This window comes from Bacillus sp. EB106-07-01-XG149 (genome assembly GCF_058791555.1).
Window position 1 is genome coordinate 1 of the sequence record NZ_JBYTDP010000012.1, and the last position, 20340, is coordinate 20340.

Consider the following 20340-nt stretch of genomic DNA (forward strand, 5'->3'; position numbering starts at 1 on the left):
TCCGCAGGTAGGACTCGAACCTACGACCGATCGGTTAACAGCCGATAGCTCTACCACTGAGCTACTGCGGAATAATAAAGACAATTTGTATCTTATAAAATTTCTTATCGTAAGTCAAGATGTTTTTTCACAACATCTTGTACAAACGTGACATGTTTATAATATACTGGATTGCGTTTTCACTGTCAAGATGTTTTCTTTATCAGGTTCAGTTTCCCTTTACACTTTCCGCAGACATATCTTTTTGTATTTATTTGACGTCTTCTTACATATTGAAGCAAACAGCCCATACATTCATACGTATAAACCTTTTTTTCCTTCTCTTCATTAATTATTCGTTTACAAAAGCGTGGCGCATCAACTTCTTTTAACAATTCACGAAAATCTCTATCCCGGTGCTTATAGCCCCTTCCTGTAATATGTAAGTGATAATGACAAAGCTCATGTTTAATGATTCCGACTAACTCTTCTTTCCCATACATTTCGTAATATCGATAATTCAGTTCAATATTGTGTGTATTCAATAGATAACGTCCACCAGTTGTACGCAACCTACTATTGAACATAGCTCTATGTAAAAATGGCATTCCGAAGTATTGTAGTGATACTTCTTCCACCAGACGCTGTATTTCTTGCTCATCCACTCTCATTCCTCCTAAACTAAAAAATATTTTTACACTTTTCTCCTCCCTTATACATATATTAAATAGTACATATACCCATCCTCATTCAAGAAGCGTGGTTTCTAAAAATATAGCATGAATAGAAATCCACTCACCAACCTCTCATCAATAGTACCTTAGATTTTTGAGAGTAGGATTAAACAAGGAGGGATTCCTATGCCTACGTGGCTAAAAAAACAAATGCAACGCGCATATTTTGAAAAAAACCGGTATCAAATTAAATTACTAAATGAATGCTGGTTTTATTATAGCAAAATACATCAAAGCTCATAATCCATTACACGTTTTATCCCATAAAAAAAGAGAGCAGTTTCATCTGCTCTCTTCTCTTACTATTCTATCGGCAACATGGATAGTGCAACGCGACCTTTTTTCGTATCAATATCATCTACCCATACCTTTACGATTTGTCCGACAGATACAATATCTAACGGATGCTTCACATACTGTTTGCTTAGTTTAGAAATATGTACTAAACCATCTTGTTTTACACCTACATCAACAAAAGCACCAAAATCAACAACGTTACGAACTGTTCCTTCCAGTTCCATACCACGTTTTAAATCTTCTAATTTCAAAATCCCTTTTTTCAGAAGCGGTTTAGGCAACTCATCCCTCATGTCTCGCTCTGGACTAATGAGCGCATCTATAATATCAACTAACGTTGGCTCCCCAACTCCCGTTTCTTGCGATAACTTAGAAATCTCCACTTCTTCTAAGCTCTTTTGTAATTGCAATTGCCCTACGTCATCTTTTGATAACCCTAGACTCTTCAATAACAATTCAACATTTTTATATTGTTCTGGATGAATACCCGTTCGATCTAACGGATTTGCCCCTTCTAATATACGTAAGAAACCTATGCATTGTTCATATGTCTTCGCACCTAGACGCGGTATTTTCTTTAAGTCTGTTCGTTTTGTAAATTTCCCTTCTTCTTCACGCTTTGCCACAATATTTTTCGCAACAGTTTTCGATAAACCCGAAACATATTGCAATAACGCAACTGAAGCTGTATTTACATTCACACCGACTTGGTTAACTGCCGTCTCTACTACAAATGTTAATGATTCATTCAACCTCTTTTGAGATACATCATGTTGGTATTGTCCAACCCCAACTGATTTAGGATCAATCTTCACAAGTTCAGCAAGTGGATCTTGCAGACGTCTCCCAATAGAAACAGCACTTCTTTCTTCAACCTGTAAATTCGGAAATTCCTCACGAGCTAAATCAGAGGCCGAATACACACTCGCACCAGCTTCGTTCACAATAATATAGAAGACTTCTTGTTTCACATTTTGTAATACATCAACTATAAATTCTTCCGATTCTCTAGAAGCTGTACCATTCCCAATCGCAATCATTTCAACTTGATATTTATCTATAATAGAAAGAACTTTCGTTTTTGCATCTTCATATTTACGAACAGGTGGATGCGGATAAATAACATCAATATATAGAACCTTCCCCGTATCATCTACAACAGCTAATTTACAACCCGTTCTATATGCAGGATCTACAGCTAACACAACCTTTCCTTTCATTGGAGGTTGTAATAACAAATTACGTAAGTTCTCAGAGAAAATATGTATCGCTTGTTCCTCAGCTGTTTCTGTTAATTCTTTTCGAATCTCTCTTTCAATGGAGGATTGAATTAATCGTTTATAACCATCCTCAATTGCTAACTTTACATAATGTGCACTTTTAGAATCGTTATCACGAATTACTCTCTTATATAAGAAAGTTACTATCTCATCTACTGGTGGAACAACAGAAACTCTCAATATATCTTCTTTCTCACCGCGATTCATCGCTAATACACGATGCGGCACTACTTTCTGCAACGGTTCTTCATAACTGTAATACATTTCATATATATTCTTTTCATCTTTCTCTTCATCTTTTACGGACGAAGACATAACACCTTTTCTAAAAGTAACATTCCGAATCCAACTACGATAAGCTGCTTCATCTGAAACGATTTCTGCAATAATGTCTTGGGCACCTTGTAATGCTTCTTCTGCAGATTGCACTTCTTTCTCTGCATTAATAAACTCCACTGCCTTCTGATTTGGATCTTCTTTCTTATATAACAATAACCATTCAGCTAACGGCTCTAGTCCTTTTTCTTTTGCAATCGTTGCTTTCGTTCTTCTTTTCTCTTTATATGGGCGATATAAATCTTCTACTTCTTGCAACTTTACAGCTTTAACAATTCGCTGACGTAACTCTCCTGTCAGTTTCCCCTTCTCATCAATAAGACGAAGAACCTCTTCTTTCCTATCTTCAAGCTGCATCATATATTGCCATCTCTCTAAAATTGTACGAATTTGCACCTCATCTAAAGAGCCTGTCCATTCTTTTCGGTAACGAGCAATAAATGGAACTGTGTTACCTTCTTCTGTTAATTGAATAACATGACGAACTTGCTTTTCGGTAAAGCCTAATTCCTTCACTAACATTTTCATTAACGCTTGTCGATTATCTACCATTTCCATATACAACCGTAACCTCCTCTATAATAAAAAAAAGTTGCCCTGTAAAGAGAGCAACTTAAACTGCCGATTTAAAAATCTATTAGTCCTAAACTAATTTGTAGCGCTTCATCTACACGAATCATCATCACTTCATCTAAGTGAGTGATTTTGTCCGTTAAGCGCTGCTTATCGATTGTTCGAATCTGCTCAAGTAAAATAACAGAATCTCTCTCAAAACCGTACTTTTTCGCATCAATTTCCACATGAGTGGGTAATTTAGCTTTTTGAATCTGTGCAGTAATAGCCGCTACAATCACCGTTGGACTAAAACGATTTCCGATGTCATTTTGAATGACAAGAACCGGACGAACGCCTCCTTGCTCAGAACCAACAACTGGGGAAAGGTCTGCAAAATACACGTCGCCGCGTTTTACAATCAAAATATTACCCCCCGCTAACTAAGCGTTCTACTGTATGAGCTGCTTCATACTCTGCTAAGAAAGCTTCCGATGCAATACCAAGATTAATTTTTCCCATTTCAATGTACCCACGTCGCATTGATTCATGTTGGTAGCGTTTCTTCGTCTTATGTTGACGCAATAACAGTTGTGTTGCCTGGCAAATTAGTTCATGGCGATTCTTATTCTCTTGTTTTCCAATTCCGTCCAATTCCGTTACCATTTGCTTTGGCAACCGAACCACGATTTCAGTAGTTACACTTGATTCGGACACAAAAATACACCTCCACCGTCAACTACACACCCAAATATATATATGACACCTATTGTAATAATACCATTGTATGGAGCCTGTTGCAAAGACTTCCTTATTCCTTGCTTATGTTTTCCAATTCACAAACAAAACATTCATATTCTTTTATTTTTATCTTATTACAAACAAGAAACGCAAGAGTTTCCCAGCAAAATTCACATTAAATTATGTTAAAAGTAATGATAAGTAAAAAGCTTCTCATCAAAAATGAGCTTATTCTTAACCAATGAACAGTCCTCTCAAATGACAAGAAGCAAATCATACTACCTTCTATATATTATTCAAATAATTGATTACTTCTACAACCTTGCCGTGCCGTATGAATATTCTCGGCACACGGAAGCTTATCGTTGCAATAATTTCATAATTAATAGTCCCAGAATATTCAGCAACCTCAGTAGCACTAATATACTCATCACCTTGTTTTCCAATGAGTGTAACTTTCGTACCAAGCGGCACTTCACAAGGAAGGTGTATCATGAATTGATCCATTGTTACTCGACCTACAATCGGTACCCTTTTACCATTTATAAGCACTTCGAACCCTTGTAATCTTCTAAGCCAGCCATCTGCATATCCAATCGCAACAGTTGCAATCCATTCTTCCGTTTTCGTTCGGTAAGTGACGTTATAACTAATCCCATCCCCTTTAATCACCTGTTTAATATGAGCAACTTTCGTATGCAATGATAGCGCTGGTTCTAATTTAAACGGTAAAAAAGGGCGTATTTCTACAGACGGGGATAATCCATACATCGCAATGCCAATTCGTACTGCATTAAATGTAATCCCTTGAAAACGTAGCGTTGCAGCACTATTAGCTGTATGGACAAACTTAGGATCCACTCCGAACTCTTTCAACCAACTTAACTGCTGCAAAAATGTGTTATATTGCTTATCAAAGTAAGAAGTCTCCACCTCATCCGCTGTTGCAAAATGTGTATAAACTCCTTCTAATTCTAAAAATGGTGCACCTTCTAAACTCTTTAAAAATCCTTTTAATTCTTTTCGTTCGCGTATTCCAATTCTCCCCATACCACTATCGAAATTAATATGGTATTTCATTGTAGATGAACCATCCCAAAGTTTGATCGCTTCATCCACCCATTCTTTTTGAAAAACAGTTAACGCTACATCATTTTCAGCAGCTACATTGACATCACGAGGCGGGGAAGGACCTAACACTAAAATCGGCACAGTAATACCAGCCCTTCGAAGCACTAGAGCTTCATCTAAAAAGGCAACCGCTAACCTTGTCGCCCCTGCTTCTAATGCCGTTTTAGCTACCGGTACATAATCATGTCCATATGCATTTGCTTTGACTACAGCAAAAATCTCTACATCACTTGGAATGAAATCTTTAATGTGTGTAATATTGTTATAGATCGCATCTAAATCCACTTCCACCCAAGTGTCACGATAAAATGGTGCTCCTTCCATAAATACACTTCCTTATACACGATATGCGACGCTTATTCTTTTATATGCTTCTTTTATGAAATCCACCCTTCAAACTAAGAAAAGACGTGGTGCACATATATCACCACGTCTAAGAAGTTTACTTCACTTGCTTCTCTGTAACTGAACGAGCAACCATTAATAGCTCCTTCGGCTCTAAACCTTTAGACACGAGCATATATTCTACTCCGTTATGCGACCACGTTAAAGAATCTTTCGTCAATGCCCCAATTGTAAAGCCAAGATCAACCAATTCTCCGCTCACACTTATCGCTGACGAAGCCTCTGCAACTTTTGCCTTTTCTTGTATCAAAGTAAAGGATTTCTTACTTCCAGTGTATGTGAGTATCGCACGCTTGCCACTGTCTGTCTTCAACTCTTTTTCATCTTTCAAAACCATACCTTGCGGCGTATCACGCGGATACAAAATAGCAAATGGTTTGTCTTCTTTCGCTGTTGTTTGAACATCTACTTGCGCTCTAGACATATTTTGTTTCGTATCAAATGCACCTTTATCAAATTTCGCATCAAATTTCACTTTTGAGAAATCTACTTTCACAAGAACATTTTGATCATTATCCATTAACTTCACCGAAACTGGTGTTAAATCACTTTTCTTCAATGTAATCTCTTGTTTCGGCAACATGTTTTGATGTTGATAGTTTGTTTTTGTTTTAAAAATATAATACTTATCTGTTTTTTCAAAAGTAAGGTTTTTCTTATCCTGCAAAATATCTCTCACAAGGGATTCATATAAATAAGCCTGGCTACTATTTTGCGGCCAATCACTTTGGAAACGGAAACTCTTATTAAGTGCTGGCGTTAATACAAATACCCCTTCTTCATTTCTTAAAATAATTTGGCTTTGATCTTTTTTCGCATTCTGCAAATTCACACGATAAAAAGAAGGTTCCTTATGCCATATTTCTACCTTGTACTCCTGAGGCTCATTCCCTGTTTTAATAGATAATTTTGCTTCAGCTTGATAACTTTTCATCCCTTTTACTTTCGCCTCTAAATCTCTCACAACATCATCTTGTTTCTTTTCCATACAACCCGCCAACACAAAAACGGTTAATAAACCGACAAGAACTAAAAACAGACGCCTTTTCATCACTTCAGCCCCTTTGCCCCTATAAATGAATGGAAGATGTACCTTCCTTATCGCTACATCAAATATATGAGACAAAGATATAAAATATGCAGACTAGCGTGACGAGCTTTCTAAAACAACTTGAGCAACAGCAAATTCCTTACTATGACTAATTGATAAATGAACAATATGCTCTGTACTTGTAACGAGAATCGGCTTACCTCTATCATCATTCCTTACTTCAATATCTAAAAAACTTACTTCTTTTCCAATACCAGTTCCTACCGCTTTTGAATACGCCTCTTTCGCTGCAAATCTTCCAGCTACAAACTCTGTAAGGCGACTTCCCTTCAGCTCCTTAGCAACATTACGTTCACTTTCAGTTAAAATACGCTCCATAAATTTAAGTTTTCCATCTAGCATTTTTTCAATTCGATTCAATTCAATAATATCGATTCCAATCCCTACAATCATTTCAAAATCCCCTTCTTCTATTTAGCTTTCTTTTTTCATATTGTAAGAATAACAGAGAATCTTTCTGATGCAAAAGGAGTGATACTCACAACATGCTAATACCTTCTGCCCGCATTTCCTTACAACCAATCGTCATCGCTTTACTTCTCATACAATTAGTCATGATTATGTTAGGCGACTTTCTTCTCTTTCCCATGGCATCCTACAATGAATATATCGCTAAAGGAGAATGGTGGCGTCTCATAACTTCCTTACTTGTACATGTAGACTTACAACATTTCCTTTCTAATAGTATTTGTTTATTTGTGCTTGGCTCTTCTATTGAAAAACAACTAGGGCACTTTTCTTTCATCATTATTTTTTTCCTTTCTGGCATTCTTGGAAATATTTCTTCTTATCTCATTATGCCTCTTGAATATATTCATGCCGGGGCATCTGGTGGTATTTTCGGATTGCTAGGTGCACAATTATTTCTATTGTATAGTCGATATCGTTCTTCCAATCCAAGAGACATTGCCATTTTTTCAATCATGATATGTATATTACTACTATTCACTTTCTTCAATCCCTCCGCTAACCCTATAAGCCATTTAACAGGATTGATTATTGGTGGTATTTGCACTCCTTTATTAACAAAAAAATTCGATGGTGCAGAGCTTATTTAATATAAAAGCTCGCACCATCGACAATTTCTACATCTGTTTGTTTACTTAAATCTCTCATTAGTTGAAATAAAGACTCATCCTTCTTCTTCGCCTCAATCATACAATCAATTTGCGAAACACTTCCCTTTATCTTTTTTAAAAAAGATAAAAAAGTATCTACATCAATAAAGTCCGCATGCGCTCTCGGGTCTTTTCCCTCTCTAGGACTAGAAATGTGCATTTTCACTGGTAACAAAGACGATTCCCACGTATGTACAACACGCGCCCAATCTTCATGCCAATCTTCTCGATCATTATTCATCATATGGTGATGCAAATCAAACACGACTGGAATATCTAATTTTTCACCTAAATACAATGTTTCTTCTAAAGAAAAGGTCGTATCATCATTTTCTAATATGACCATCTCTTGGATACTTCTTGGAACATTTGACCAATTTTCTATAAAGCGTTCTAATGCGAGTTCCTTATCTTTATAACCTCCACCCACATGTAATACGCATCTTTGCTTATGTTCAATCCCCATACCTTTTAATAATTTTTTATGCATCTGCAATGTCTTTACAGATTGTTTAAAAATATTCTCTTCAGGTGAATTCAGCACAACGAAATGATCTGGATGAAAATCAATACGCATATTCATTCGAATAGCGTAATCACCTAGTACTTTTAAATTTTCTTTTAAGGGGCGAATATAGTTCCACTCTAACAACTCCTCATGATTCGCTAAAGGAACAAGCTTGGAACTAAGCCGAAAGAAAGATATATCATGCCCTTTATTATGCTTTAATAACCGTAAACAATTTTCTAAATTCGAATTAGCAATTCTTTCGAGTTTACGAATTGCAGCCTCCCTATCATCAATTCGTTGAAACTGCGCATATGTCATCGTTTGAGATGGAGATGCATTCTTTAAATGTACACTCATCGCAACATACCCAAGTCTTACAAGCATGTAGCACCTCTTTTCTACACAAGTTATTATGTAGTATGTACAATTACAGAAATAAAAAAAGAGAATGCCGGCAAAGGGCATTCTCTTTTTTTATTAAGCTTGTGGACGGCTATGATGTTTTCTTTCGCCACGTCCATTTGAAGATCCAGGGCGACCTTGACCTTCACCTTTACGACCACGGCTACCACCATCACGATTACGATCACGGTTACGGCCATCGCCACCACCGCGTCCGTCACGATTGCGATCACGGTTACGACCATCGCCACCGCCGCGTCCGTCACGACTACGATTACGGTTACCATCACGGTATCCGCCTCCGTTACCGCCGCGTTTTTTAGAACCGCCACCTCTTGAAACAACTGGTGGTTCTGATGTTAAAGCGATTGGAGTTGTATCTGGCTCTTTTGTCATCATTTTTAAAGCAGCAGCTACTACTGTTACAGAATCATTCTCTTCTAACATTTCTTCTGCAATACGCTTGTAGTATGATAAATTATCATTTTCAATTGTGCTTTGAAGTTTTTCAGCGATTAAACGTTGTTGACCTTCTAATGCCTCGTCAAGTGTCGGTGCTTCCATACGATCAACTTTACGTTTTGTAGTGCGCTCGATATTTTTTAATTGTCCTGATTCACGTGGTGTTACAAATAACATTGCAATACCTTTTTTACCTGCACGGCCAGTACGACCGATACGGTGAACGTATGATTCTGGATCTTGTGGGATATCGAAGTTGTATACATGTGTTACGCCTGAAATATCAAGACCACGTGCAGCAACGTCTGTTGCAACAAGAACTTCAATAGCACCTTCTTTAAATTTACGTAATACAGACATACGCTTCGCTTGTGTTAAGTCACCGTGAATACCTTCTGCTGCATAACCACGTAAGTTTAATGCTTCTGATAATTCATCAACACGACGCTTTGTACGACCGAATACGATTGCAAGCTCTGGAGATTGAATATCTAATAAGCGTGTTAACACGTCAAACTTTTTCTTTTCTTGCACTTCTAAATAGAACTGCTGAATGTTTGGCATTGTTACTTCTTTTGCTTTTACTTTAATGTGTTGAGGCTCAGTCATGAAACGCTCAGCAATACGACGGATTGGATCTGGCATTGTCGCTGAGAATAATAATGTTTGATGTGTATCTGGCACATCTGTTAAAATCGCTTCAATATCTTCAATGAAGCCCATGTTTAACATTTCATCCGCTTCGTCAAGAACAACTGTCTCTACGTTTTGTAAGCGAAGTGTTTTACGGTTAATATGATCTAAAATACGACCCGGCGTACCAACAATAATGTGTGGGTGTTTTTTTAGAGCACGAATTTGGCGGTTAATATCTTGACCACCATAGATTGGTAAAATACGAACGCGTTTATGTTTACCAATTTTGTACAGCTCTTCTCCAACTTGAATTGCTAATTCACGCGTTGGCGCGATAACAATACCTTGAACTGCTTCTTTATTTGTATCCACTTTATCTAATAGTGGTAATCCGAATGCTGCTGTTTTCCCTGTACCTGTTTGCGCTTGCCCAATAATATCCTTACCTTGCAATGCATGTGGAATTGTTTCAGCTTGAATCGGCGTAGCCTCTTCAAAGCCCATACTTTCAACAGATTGTAGTAAAGACTCACTTAATCCTAATTCTCGAAATGTTGTCAATGTTACTTCTCCTTTTCTATCCTATACTTATCATTTAAAAAAAGGCGTTTTCCGAATTTGCGGAAAAGCCCTTTTCCTGAATGCTCACGTATATAAACGGGCGTATATTCTTCGCGAAAATACTTCTAAACGTTATTACACTTTATCAATTATAAGTTTTGTATGTGCAAAAAGCAAACCCAACTGTTACCTTATTTTCATATTCAGAGTTTTTTTCTTCACTTTTATTTTTTTATATTTACTGTAAGCGCTTATTATAAGTTTCTTCTATTTTCGCATCTATCATCCCTATTTATATACACCAATTATTTCAACATCGTAATTACTTCTTCCAATTTCATGCCACGAGATGCTTTTATTAATACAACATCTTTCACATCAACTACTGCTTGTAACTCTTTTACTAGCTCTTCTTTATTATCATACGCTTTTACACGCTCAATAGGGAAATTAATTTTCGCTCCTTCAGCAATTTGAGCCCCTAATTTACCATATGTGAACACATATGCAATTTTTGCTGGATCGATTAATTTACCGACTTCATAATGAAACTGTACTTCTTGATTTCCAAGCTCTAACATATCACCGAGTACAACGATCTTCTTAGCAAATCCATCTAAACCGTTCATTAAGTCGAATGCTGCTTCCATAGCTGTCGGACTTGCATTATAAGCATCATTGATAATTGTTAATCCACTATCCGTTTTTACAATTTCCATACGCATGCCCGTCATTTGAAGTGTTACTAAACCTTGTTTCATTTCTTCCCATGTTACACCAAAATGTTTCGCAATTGCCATTGAAGCAAGCGTATTATACACATTATGTTTCCCCAATACTGGTAAGTAGAATGAAATATTTTCATCTCTATTCATTTTAAAATGTGTCCCAGTCGCCTGTAATGCTACAGTCGTTGGATAATAATCATTTGCTCTAGCATCACCAAACGTAACTGTTTCAGCTATTAAATTCATTTCAGGAACACGATTTGTTAATAATGGCTCATCTCCGTTATATACGAATACTCCACCTTCTTGTAATCCTGTCACAATTTCTAATTTCGCTTCAGCAATTGCTTCACGAGAGCCTAAATCCATTAAATGCGCCTCACCGATGTTCGTAATGATAGCTGCATTTGGACGTGCTAACTTAGATAAGAATTCAATTTCCCCTCGGCTCGACATACCCATCTCTAATACAGCTACTTCTGTATTTTCTTCTAAGTTTAAAATAGTAAGAGGTAACCCAATATGGTTATTGAAGTTTCCTTCTGTTTTTTGAACTTTGAATTTAGTCGCAAGAAGACTTGTTACAATATCTTTTGTAGATGTTTTACCATTACTCCCTGTCACACCAATAACTTTCACATCCAATTGATCGCGATAGTTTTTCGCTAACATTTGTAATGCCGATAGCGTGTCTTCTACAAAAATAACGGGAAGGTTCTCAGGTGGATTTGCTACATCTTTCATCCATAATGTCGCCACAGCTCCATTTTCAACGGCTTTATCTACAAAAGCATGTCCATCGAAACGTTCACCTTGAATCGGAACATATAGGTTGCCTTTTTCGACTTTTCTCGTATCAATAGACACTCCTTGTATAGTAATTCCCTCATATTGCTCTGCTAATCCCGTACCATTTACCATCTGTTCTACTTGTTTTAACGTTCGATTTATCATGAGAACACTCCTTACATAGAGGAAGCACTATTCCTGCGAATAGTGCTTCCTCCTTTTTTGTTAGATTGTATATTTAATTTTTTGTTTTTCTTCGTGACGCTCAATCGCTAAACGAATTAGCTCTTCAATTAATTCCGGATACGGTAATCCAGTATGTTGCCATAGTAGAGGGAACATACTAAACGGCGTAAACCCTGGCATCGTATTCACTTCGTTAATATATACTTCTCCATCTTTCGTTAAGAAGAAATCAGCTCTTGTTAAGCCAGCACTATCTAACGATTGGAATGCAATAATTGCATCTCGCTTAATGACATTAGACTCTTCTTCTGTCATTTCAGCCGGAATAATTAATGCTGTATCGCCATCGATATATTTCGACTTATAATCATAGAAGTCCTTTTTCGGTACGATTTCACCTACAACTGAACATTTCGGTTCATCATTACCTAATACACCAACTTCTACTTCACGTCCAACGATATTTTCTTCTACAATAATTTTGCGGTCAAATTGGAATGCCTCTTCAAATGCATTCTCAAGCTCTTCACGATTTTTACACTTATTAATACCAACACTTGAACCAAGGTTTGCTGGTTTTACGAAGCAAGGATATCCTAAAACTTCTTCTACTTTTTCATATGCTGTTTCACAATCTTTTTCCCACGCACTACGAATAAACGATGCATACTTCGCTTGTTTCAATCCAGCTTCTGCGAAGATGTTTTTCATAACAACTTTATCCATACCAGCAGCAGATGCTAGAACACCATTTCCTACATAAGGAATGTTCATTAATTCTAATAATCCTTGAACCGTTCCATCTTCACCATTTGGTCCATGTAATAATGGGAAAATAACGTCGATAGCATTTTCCTCAGAAGCTGCAGATGGAATGATTTCTGTGCTTAATGATAACGGAGAAATCGCATTTTCTGCGCCGCTCATTTTTAGAACTTCAACATCTGTTACTTCACCTTCAATACGCTCACCGCGAACCCATTGACCTTGTTCTGTAATATAAATTGGATGAATCTCGAATTTATCTTGATTTAATGCTTTAATAGCAGCAAGAGCCGTTTGTAGCGAAACTTGATGCTCAGCTGATTTTCCACCATATAATAAACCTAATTTAATTTTTGTCACTGAAATCACCCTAACCAATTGTTTTCATTTTTCTATTTTAGCACTTTTTATAAAAATAGGTAGTTCCTATTTGAAATAAAATGTAACTTCCACAAATAATTAAATGACACCACTTATTGGTTTTCTATACTTTTTCTACTTAACTTTCTTCATAAATATACAAAATTAAATTCTAAAATACAGTGAAACTTTAATTAACGAGGGGCCATCCCCACTAATTATCAGCCCGCACCAATCGGGCAGTTATCTCCCGCCGAATTTTGAGGTGGAATTCTTACTGCCCACAAATAGCGGGATAAAATTGTAATCCAATCTAGTTATGTACCTAAAATATGTAGAAATCCCCTTTTTGTGTATGTCATCTACTCATTAAGAAGATTGTTTGGTCAGTGTGCCTTTTTGCCTTTGCTCAACGAGACGATCTAAAGAAACATATACAATACCTGCAACTACACATCCTACAGCTAAAATTGTAAATAGAAAGTGGCCAAGTAATCGATCCAATAAAAAACCGCCAAGAAGTGGACCGAATGCGCCTCCTGTAATCCACTGCAAACTGGCAGCTCCCATATAAGTCCCTCTCAAGTGCTCAGGGGCCAAATTCGCTACAAACGTCATCTGTACAGGCGACATAATCATCTCACCTAACGTATATATGGCATAAACGAACAGCAACGTTATTAAAATAATCGTAGCATTTGCATCAAATTCTCCAAACCACTTCGGTAACCATCCTATAAAGAACAAACCAACTCCGAACAAACATGCACCATATAACATCGTCTTTCCGACAGGTTTATCTGTGGCCCATTTTGAAATTTGAAATTGGAACAACACAACTAATAGTCCATTTAAAGCCATTAAATATGGATATGGATTGTTAGTTCCAAAAATGCCTTTCATTTCATTATCAAAGTGCAGCGGCAACATGCCTTCTGTTTGAGAAAATCCCATCGAAATAATGATACCTGCTAACAAATAAATCATTAGTGCCTTATCTCTCATTACAATTTTCCAAACCACCCCTGATTCCTTTTCTTTATTCTCTTCTTTATTCGCACTCTTTGGCATTGTCTCTTGAATAAGAATGAATACAAGTAATGCATAAAATAACATCGTAGACGAGGCAATAATAAACACAAGGTTCTTCGACAACATAACTACTGAAGCACCCATTATCGGGCCAATTGCAGCACCTATATTGTGCCCCATTCGTAATAAACCATATGCTTCTGTTCTTTTTTCAGGTGCTGTTACATCCGCAACCATTGCTGATGCAGCGGGATGGAATAATGAATTACTGAGCCCTAAAAAAATAGATAAAATAGCATAAGGAATAAATCCTTCTATAAATAAAAAACCTAGCATGAACAAAGCATTACTCACCATTGAAAAAATCATTATTGGCTTTCTTCCATATATATCAGCAATCCTCCCACCAAGAAGAGAACCGAAACTTGCGGCAATCGGAGAAAGTGCCATAATAACCCCTACTTCCAATAACGAATCCACCTTATCTTTTAAATATAGTGCAAAAAAAGGCATCAACATCATCATTGCAATTCCATTTAACGTTTCGCCAATAAACCGAATCCATATGTTTCGGTCCATCTCCCTTAACTCACGCCACGTATTTTTCATACATTCCCCCCTCAGTTCCCCAACAATTATATTATATACACAATCAGAAAAATGTAAATTTTCAGAACAAAAAAATCCATCCTAACAGAATTAGAATGGATTTTTCAACTTATAAATTTGCTGCATCTTCTTCGTCTTTACTATTATTTAAAGCACTATGTTTTCGGCTATATAAGAAGTAAACCGCAATACCGATAACCATCCATACCCCAAAACTAATCCAAGCAGTTCCGGATAACTGAAGCATTAAATATAAACAAAAAATCACCGTTAATGCTGGTAAAAATGGTACAAGCGGTGCCTTAAATGCTCTTGGTAAATCCGGATGAGTTCTTCTCATTACAATAACAGCAACAGCTACAAGTGCAAAGGCTGATAAAGTCCCCATATTTACAAGATGCGCTAACACATTTAAATCTATTAATCCTGAAATAAGTGCTGCAATAATTCCTGTTGTCCATGTATTTAAAAATGGTGTTTTAAATTTTGGATGGACTTTAGCAAGGCGCTTCGGCAATAATCCATCTCTACTCATTGCATACGAAACACGTACTTGCCCATACATCATAACTAACATTACTGTTGTGATTCCTGTAATTGCTCCTACTGAAATTACTCCCGCTAAACTATCTTGTCCAATAAATTGAAGTGCAAAAGCAACTGGATCTGATATATTTAACTGTCCGTATGGAACAATTCCTGTCAAAATAAGTGAAACAACAATATAAAGAACCGTACAAATTAATAAAGATGCAATAATGCCAATTGGTAAATCACGTTGTGGACGTTTCACTTCTTCTGCTGCCGTTGAAACTGCATCAAACCCTATGAATGCAAAAAACACTGTAGCAGCTCCAGCCATTACACCATCTAAGCCAAACGGCATAAAAGGTGTCCAATTTTCAGGTTTTACATAATTAAAACCAGCAAAGATAAATATGAGAACAACCGCTAATTTAATAAACACCATAATGTTATTTATTCGTGCACTTTCACGAACACCTCTAGATAAAAGAACTGTCATCACTAAAATAATTAGAACCGCAGGCAAATCAATTATTCCACCCTTTCCTGTACCAGGGGCCGAGGAGAGAATGGTAGGAATATGGATCCCAAATCCCTTTAATAAAGATTGAAAATAAGCGGACCAACCATTTGCTACAGCAGATGTAGCGAGTAAATACTCAAGCATTAAGTCCCATCCAATTAAAAATGCGAATACCTCTCCCATCGTCGCATATGTGTACGTATACACACTGCCTGAGACAGGAACTGAAGAAGCGAATTCAGCATAACAAAATGCAGCAAAGGCACAGGCTAAAGCGGCTATCGCAAATGATAATATAATAGCTGGTCCAGAATGTTTTGCTGCTACCACGCCCGTTAGAACAAAAATACCTGTTCCAACAATTGCCCCGATTCCAAGCATAGTTAAATCCAATGCACCCAATGTTCTTGCTAACGTCTTTTGCTTACTCTCTTGCATTAGCTTTGCAATAGGCTTCTTTTGAAAAATTTGCTTCATAGCATGCTCCTCCAAGTTTTAAATTTTCTGAAAATTTTTAATTCGCTTTTTATTTTACTCATTGCACTTTCCCCAGTCAATACTTTTGTCGAAATAAGTAGAAATCTTTCGGAACATACAATATCCTTATCGTTGTTTCTATATATCTTTCCGTAATTTTTTTTGGTATTATTATACATGTCGATTCCACAAAAGAGGCATGCTCACTTATTGAGCATGCCTCTTTTTACCTATTTCACAGTATGTGAACCTTCTTCAATCCAGCTATACATATATTTTTCATCTTCTGTTTCATGTGCTTGCTTTACAATACGAAGCGGACGGAACGTGTCTATCATAACAGCTAGTTCAAGTGTTTCTTTCTTCCCTATACTTCCCTCTGTTTTTCCAGGATGCGGCCCATGAGGAATTCCGCTCGGATGAAGTGTAATAGAACCTTCTTCCACACCTTTCCGGCTCATAAAGTTTCCTTCTACATAGTACAGTACTTCATCACTATTCACGTTACTATGATAATATGGTGCCGGAATAGATTCTGGATGATAGTCGTATAAACGTGGTACGAAAGAACAAATAACGAAATTGTGACCTTCGAACGTTTGATGTACTGGAGGTGGCTGATGAATACGACCTGTGATTGGTTCAAAGTCCTCTACATTAAAGACCCACGGATATAAATAACCATCCCAACCAACAACATCTAACGGATGGTGCCCTAAAACATGTTTATGCATATACCCTCGCGACTTTGTCATTACGACAAACTCACCTTTTTCATCATACGTCTCTAATTTTTCAGGACCACGAATATCTCTCTCACAAAACGGACTATGCTCTAACAATTGTCCATATTCATTCCGATAGCGACGCGGCGTTGTGATTTGACTATTTGCCTCTACAACGAGAAACTTAGTCTCTCCTTCATCTGGAATAACACGATAAATCGTTCCAATTGGGATTGTTACATAATCACCTTTTCGATAGTGAATCGTTCCAAACATCGTTTCAATTTTCCCTGTTCCATAATGAACAAATAACATTTCATCACCATCACCATTACGGTAGAAATAGTCCATTTTTTCTGTTGGAGCCACTACTCCAATTAATAAATCCTCATTCCCAAGCATAAAATTCCTTCCGCTTACTGCATCGCCAGTTTTTTTATTTTCTTTTGTGCGAAAATGACGATGAGCAAGAGCTACATCTTCTTCATACTGCAACTGACAAGAATGAGATAATGCCGCATGACCTACTTCCGTTGGCATATAATGATGGTACAAAATAGATTGCGTACCAGAAAAACCTTTTGTTCCCATTACCTGTTCGCGATAAAGCGACCCATCTTTTTTACGGAATTGTACATGTCGTTTATGAGGTAGCTCCCCCATGTGACGATAAAACATGCCCATCACCTGCTTCCATTTCTTTTTTGACCGTATTACATAACGTACCTAAACCAGTAATCGTAAGTTCTACAACATCCCCATCTTGCAGCCACTCTTCCGTACCCAGTTCTAAAACACAACCTGTTCCTACTGTCCCAGAACCAATCACATCGCCTGGATATAACGTAACGTCTTCCGAAGCACGTTCAATCATTTCAGCAAATGTATAATAAATATCTTGGAAGTTCCCCTTTGATAATAGCTTTCCATTTACATGAGCAGTCATCTCTAACGCATAACGGTCACCGTTACGGTAAACATCCAATTCCTCTTTCGTAACAAGGTGCGCTCCTAATGAAGTTGCAAAATCTTTTCCTTTTGCTGGACCAAGTCCTACCTTCATTTCTGTTGCTTGTAAGTCCCTTGCACTCCAGTCGTTCATAATACAATAACCAAAAATGTATTCCTCTGCTTGCTCACGAGAAATATTTCTTCCTTCTTTCCCAATTACGCAAGCGATCTCTAACTCATAATCAAGCTTTTTAGATTTCTTCGGACCAATTACAAAATCATCCGGACCAATTACAGCACGATGGTTCGTAAAATAAAAAACCGGGATATCGTACCATTCAGGTACAACATCTAGCCCTCTCCGGCCGCGGGCCGTTTTTACATGCTGTTCAAACGCGTAAAAATCCCGAATACTACTCGGATTAGGAATTGCCGCCGCTAATTGCACTTCCTCTAAGGAATATATACCCTTTTCTGGATTCTCTATATTGCGCAATACTTCTACATACTCATCCGCTTTCTCTAAAAAGGCGAACATAGAAGAAGGTAATTTTCCATCACTAGCAAGATTCATATCAATTACTTTGTCACCTTCCAGCCATCCAGCTCGCATTTCTTTCGAAGGAAGACGAAATGTAACAAATTTCATCATGATTCCTCCCTATAAAAATGAAATTTCCACCAGCAAAGAGACTTTTGCTGGTGGATACAAATCTTATAAGTTTCCGCGACGTTCCTGTTCTCTTTCAATTGATTCAAATAATGCTTTAAAGTTCCCTTCTCCAAATCCGCGAGAACCTTTACGTTGAATAATTTCAATAAATAAAGTTGGACGATCTACAATTGGTTTCGTAAAGATTTGTAGTAAGTATCCTTCCTCATCGCGATCTACTAAAATCTTTAATTCTTTTAACCTATCAATTTCTTCATCAATTTTCCCAACTCGCGCACTTAACTCATCATAATAAGTATCAGGTGTATCTAAAAACTCCACGCCATTTTCACGAAGTGCTTCCACTGTTTTAACGATATCGCTTGTTAATAAAGCAAGATGTTGTACACCTGCTCCATTATAGAATTCTAGATATTCTTGAATTTGCGATTTTCTCTTGCCATCTGCTGGCTCGTTAATAGGGAACTTAATACGACTTCCATTTGTCATAACTTTCGACATTAATGCTGAATACTCTGTACTAATATCGTCATCATCAAAATGAATCATTTGTTTAAAGCCCATAACATTCTCATAATAGCTAACCCATTCTTCCATTTTCTCAACATTACCAACTACGTGGTCTACAGCAATTAAACCTGACTCTTCAAACGGAATATTAAACTCCACCTGTTGGAATCCTGGCATAAATGTTCCTTTATAATTTTTACGCTCTACAAGCGTGTGAATTGTATCACCATACGTACCAATAACTGCTTTTTTCAATGTACCGTTCTCGTCTGTTAATTCCACAGGTGGAGCAATCGCGACGGCACCACGTTTCACAGCTTCCGAGTATGCTTTGTCAACATCGTCAACAAGTAAAGCAACATCTTTTACACCATCACCATGTGTCTTTACAAATTCTGCGATACGATTATCGCTACTTAAAGCTCCAGACACAACAAAACGCATATTTTTTTGCACAAGAACATAAGATACCTTTTCACGGTTACCAGTTTCTAATCCAGAGTAAGCCACAATTTTGAAACCGAATGCTCTCGCAAGGTAATAACTTGATTGCTTTGCATTTCCTACGTAAAATTCCAAATGATCTACATCACGTACCGGAAAAAAGTCCTCCATTTGTGCAGCTAGCGTATCCATAGATTTTTGTTTCATAAAATCCTCATCCCCCTGTAAATAGATTAAATGGTCCATACTTAAAACCAACCGAAAACGCTTCCAACATCAATTAATAGAAATTAGTTAGCAAGCTAACAAATTCTGACCTTTAAAATTTTCTATCTTTTCTGTCAAATTCCTCTTTTTTTCTTACATATAAAATTCGACTTTTTTCTCTTTACATGACGGAGGGAATATTAATACTTGAAGATATATATGAGAGGAAAACAAAAAAGACCCCAACATATTAACTACTTACTAATATGCTAGAGTCTTTATTTTTTTTGAATGATTGTATTTATATGTCTCATACTAATACATTTGCAAGGAATAAAATAAATGATGTTAATACTACCGCTCCACCTAATGATCCTAATAAATCTGTTTTTGTTACTTGTAACACTTGTTCACTGTTCATATTCCTCATTCTCCTTTCATTTTGTATGATTTAAAACTTCTATTATACTAATACACTTGATAGAAATACGATTAATGCCGTTAATACTACTGCTCCACTTGCTGATCCTACGAAGTCACCTTTTGTTACTTGTAATACTTGCTCTTTCATATCTTTCAT

At 37.0% G+C, this 20340-nt stretch carries 20 protein-coding genes and 1 tRNA gene; 2 read left to right on the top strand and 19 right to left on the bottom strand.

The annotated features are described in order from the left end of the window. Together AC3WTA_RS26630 and AC3WTA_RS26635 are read right to left on the bottom strand one after the other, a co-directional pair. A tRNA-Asn gene (locus AC3WTA_RS26630) sits at positions 1 to 71 on the bottom strand. Positions 72 to 185: 114 nt separating this feature from the next. Continuing rightward, complete coding sequence (locus AC3WTA_RS26635) at positions 186 to 644, bottom strand: SprT family protein (RefSeq protein WP_000344252.1); 459 nt, start codon at positions 642 to 644, stop codon at positions 186 to 188. A 195-nt stretch (positions 645 to 839) separates the two neighbouring features. Here AC3WTA_RS26635 and cmpA point away from each other — a divergent pair, with 195 nt between their 5' ends. Further along, positions 840 to 956, top strand: coding sequence for a cortex morphogenetic protein CmpA (cmpA, locus tag AC3WTA_RS26640; RefSeq protein WP_001143642.1), 117 nt, complete (start codon positions 840 to 842; stop codon positions 954 to 956). 59 nt (positions 957 to 1015) lie between these two features. Here cmpA and AC3WTA_RS26645 read toward each other — a convergent pair whose 3' ends face one another. The 6 genes from AC3WTA_RS26645 to acpS all read right to left on the bottom strand — a co-directional run bounded on the left by AC3WTA_RS26645 (position 1016) and on the right by acpS (position 6959). Beyond that, positions 1016 to 3184, bottom strand: coding sequence for a Tex family protein (locus AC3WTA_RS26645; RefSeq protein ID WP_492333082.1), 2169 nt, complete (start codon positions 3182 to 3184; stop codon positions 1016 to 1018). A gap of 68 nt (positions 3185 to 3252) precedes the next feature. Continuing rightward, a complete protein-coding gene (ndoA, locus tag AC3WTA_RS26650) occupies positions 3253 to 3603 on the bottom strand; it encodes a type II toxin-antitoxin system endoribonuclease NdoA (protein ID WP_000635963.1) in 351 nt (116 codons plus the stop codon). Positions 3604 to 3607: 4 nt separating this feature from the next. Next, positions 3608 to 3895: an antitoxin EndoAI gene (locus tag AC3WTA_RS26655; protein WP_000004570.1), complete on the bottom strand. Its 288-nt coding sequence runs from the start codon at positions 3893 to 3895 to the stop codon at positions 3608 to 3610. Positions 3896 to 4204: 309 nt separating this feature from the next. Further along, a complete protein-coding gene (gene alr, locus AC3WTA_RS26660; RefSeq protein WP_000398151.1) occupies positions 4205 to 5374 on the bottom strand; it encodes an alanine racemase in 1170 nt (389 codons plus the stop codon). A 118-nt stretch (positions 5375 to 5492) separates the two neighbouring features. Then, positions 5493 to 6506 carry a LolA family protein gene (locus tag AC3WTA_RS26665; protein ID WP_000829111.1) on the bottom strand — a complete coding sequence of 338 codons (1014 nt, stop codon included), beginning with the start codon at positions 6504 to 6506 and terminating at the stop codon, positions 5493 to 5495. Positions 6507 to 6599: 93 nt separating this feature from the next. After that, positions 6600 to 6959 (bottom strand): holo-ACP synthase, encoded by a 360-nt coding sequence (gene acpS, locus AC3WTA_RS26670; RefSeq protein WP_000635044.1) that lies wholly within the window; start codon positions 6957 to 6959, stop codon positions 6600 to 6602. Between the two features lie 92 nt (positions 6960 to 7051). Between acpS and AC3WTA_RS26675 the strand changes: the two genes are divergently transcribed. After that, on the top strand, positions 7052 to 7624 hold the full coding sequence (locus AC3WTA_RS26675; RefSeq protein ID WP_000906923.1) for a rhomboid family intramembrane serine protease: 573 nt from the start codon (positions 7052 to 7054) through the stop codon (positions 7622 to 7624). On the opposite strand, the gene uvsE is transcribed toward AC3WTA_RS26675, so the two are convergent. The 11 genes from uvsE to AC3WTA_RS26730 all read right to left on the bottom strand — a co-directional run bounded on the left by uvsE (position 7617) and on the right by AC3WTA_RS26730 (position 20340). After that, complete coding sequence (gene uvsE / locus AC3WTA_RS26680; protein WP_000961177.1) at positions 7617 to 8579, bottom strand: UV DNA damage repair endonuclease UvsE; 963 nt, start codon at positions 8577 to 8579, stop codon at positions 7617 to 7619. The genes AC3WTA_RS26675 and uvsE overlap by 8 nt on opposite strands. 93 nt (positions 8580 to 8672) lie before the next feature. Beyond that, positions 8673 to 10256: a degradosome RNA helicase CshA gene (gene cshA, locus AC3WTA_RS26685; protein ID WP_000206597.1), complete on the bottom strand. Its 1584-nt coding sequence runs from the start codon at positions 10254 to 10256 to the stop codon at positions 8673 to 8675. A 305-nt stretch (positions 10257 to 10561) separates the two neighbouring features. Further along, positions 10562 to 11938, bottom strand: coding sequence for a UDP-N-acetylmuramoyl-tripeptide--D-alanyl-D-alanine ligase (murF, locus tag AC3WTA_RS26690; RefSeq protein ID WP_000610688.1), 1377 nt, complete (start codon positions 11936 to 11938; stop codon positions 10562 to 10564). 60 nt (positions 11939 to 11998) lie between these two features. Then, positions 11999 to 13084, bottom strand: a complete 1086-nt coding sequence (locus tag AC3WTA_RS26695; RefSeq protein WP_000161438.1) for a D-alanine--D-alanine ligase — start codon at positions 13082 to 13084, stop codon at positions 11999 to 12001. Between the two features lie 369 nt (positions 13085 to 13453). Next, positions 13454 to 14725 (bottom strand): MDR family MFS transporter, encoded by a 1272-nt coding sequence (locus AC3WTA_RS26700; RefSeq protein WP_000799710.1) that lies wholly within the window; start codon positions 14723 to 14725, stop codon positions 13454 to 13456. A gap of 109 nt (positions 14726 to 14834) precedes the next feature. Beyond that, on the bottom strand, positions 14835 to 16250 hold the full coding sequence (gene bcaP / locus AC3WTA_RS26705; RefSeq protein ID WP_000809356.1) for a branched-chain amino acid transporter BcaP: 1416 nt from the start codon (positions 16248 to 16250) through the stop codon (positions 14835 to 14837). Positions 16251 to 16480: 230 nt separating this feature from the next. Next, positions 16481 to 17653, bottom strand: coding sequence for a homogentisate 1,2-dioxygenase (locus AC3WTA_RS26710; protein WP_000499910.1), 1173 nt, complete (start codon positions 17651 to 17653; stop codon positions 16481 to 16483). Next, positions 17619 to 18575 carry a fumarylacetoacetate hydrolase family protein gene (locus tag AC3WTA_RS26715; protein ID WP_000674018.1) on the bottom strand — a complete coding sequence of 319 codons (957 nt, stop codon included), beginning with the start codon at positions 18573 to 18575 and terminating at the stop codon, positions 17619 to 17621. The genes AC3WTA_RS26710 and AC3WTA_RS26715 overlap by 35 nt, the downstream gene beginning before the upstream one ends. A 66-nt stretch (positions 18576 to 18641) precedes the next feature. Continuing rightward, positions 18642 to 19760 (bottom strand): 4-hydroxyphenylpyruvate dioxygenase, encoded by a 1119-nt coding sequence (gene hppD, locus AC3WTA_RS26720; RefSeq protein ID WP_000810916.1) that lies wholly within the window; start codon positions 19758 to 19760, stop codon positions 18642 to 18644. Between the two features lie 310 nt (positions 19761 to 20070). Beyond that, positions 20071 to 20181, bottom strand: coding sequence for a DUF3948 family protein (locus AC3WTA_RS26725; protein ID WP_001083700.1), 111 nt, complete (start codon positions 20179 to 20181; stop codon positions 20071 to 20073). Between the two features lie 42 nt (positions 20182 to 20223). Beyond that, positions 20224 to 20340, bottom strand: coding sequence for a DUF3948 family protein (locus AC3WTA_RS26730; RefSeq protein ID WP_000654250.1), 117 nt, complete (start codon positions 20338 to 20340; stop codon positions 20224 to 20226).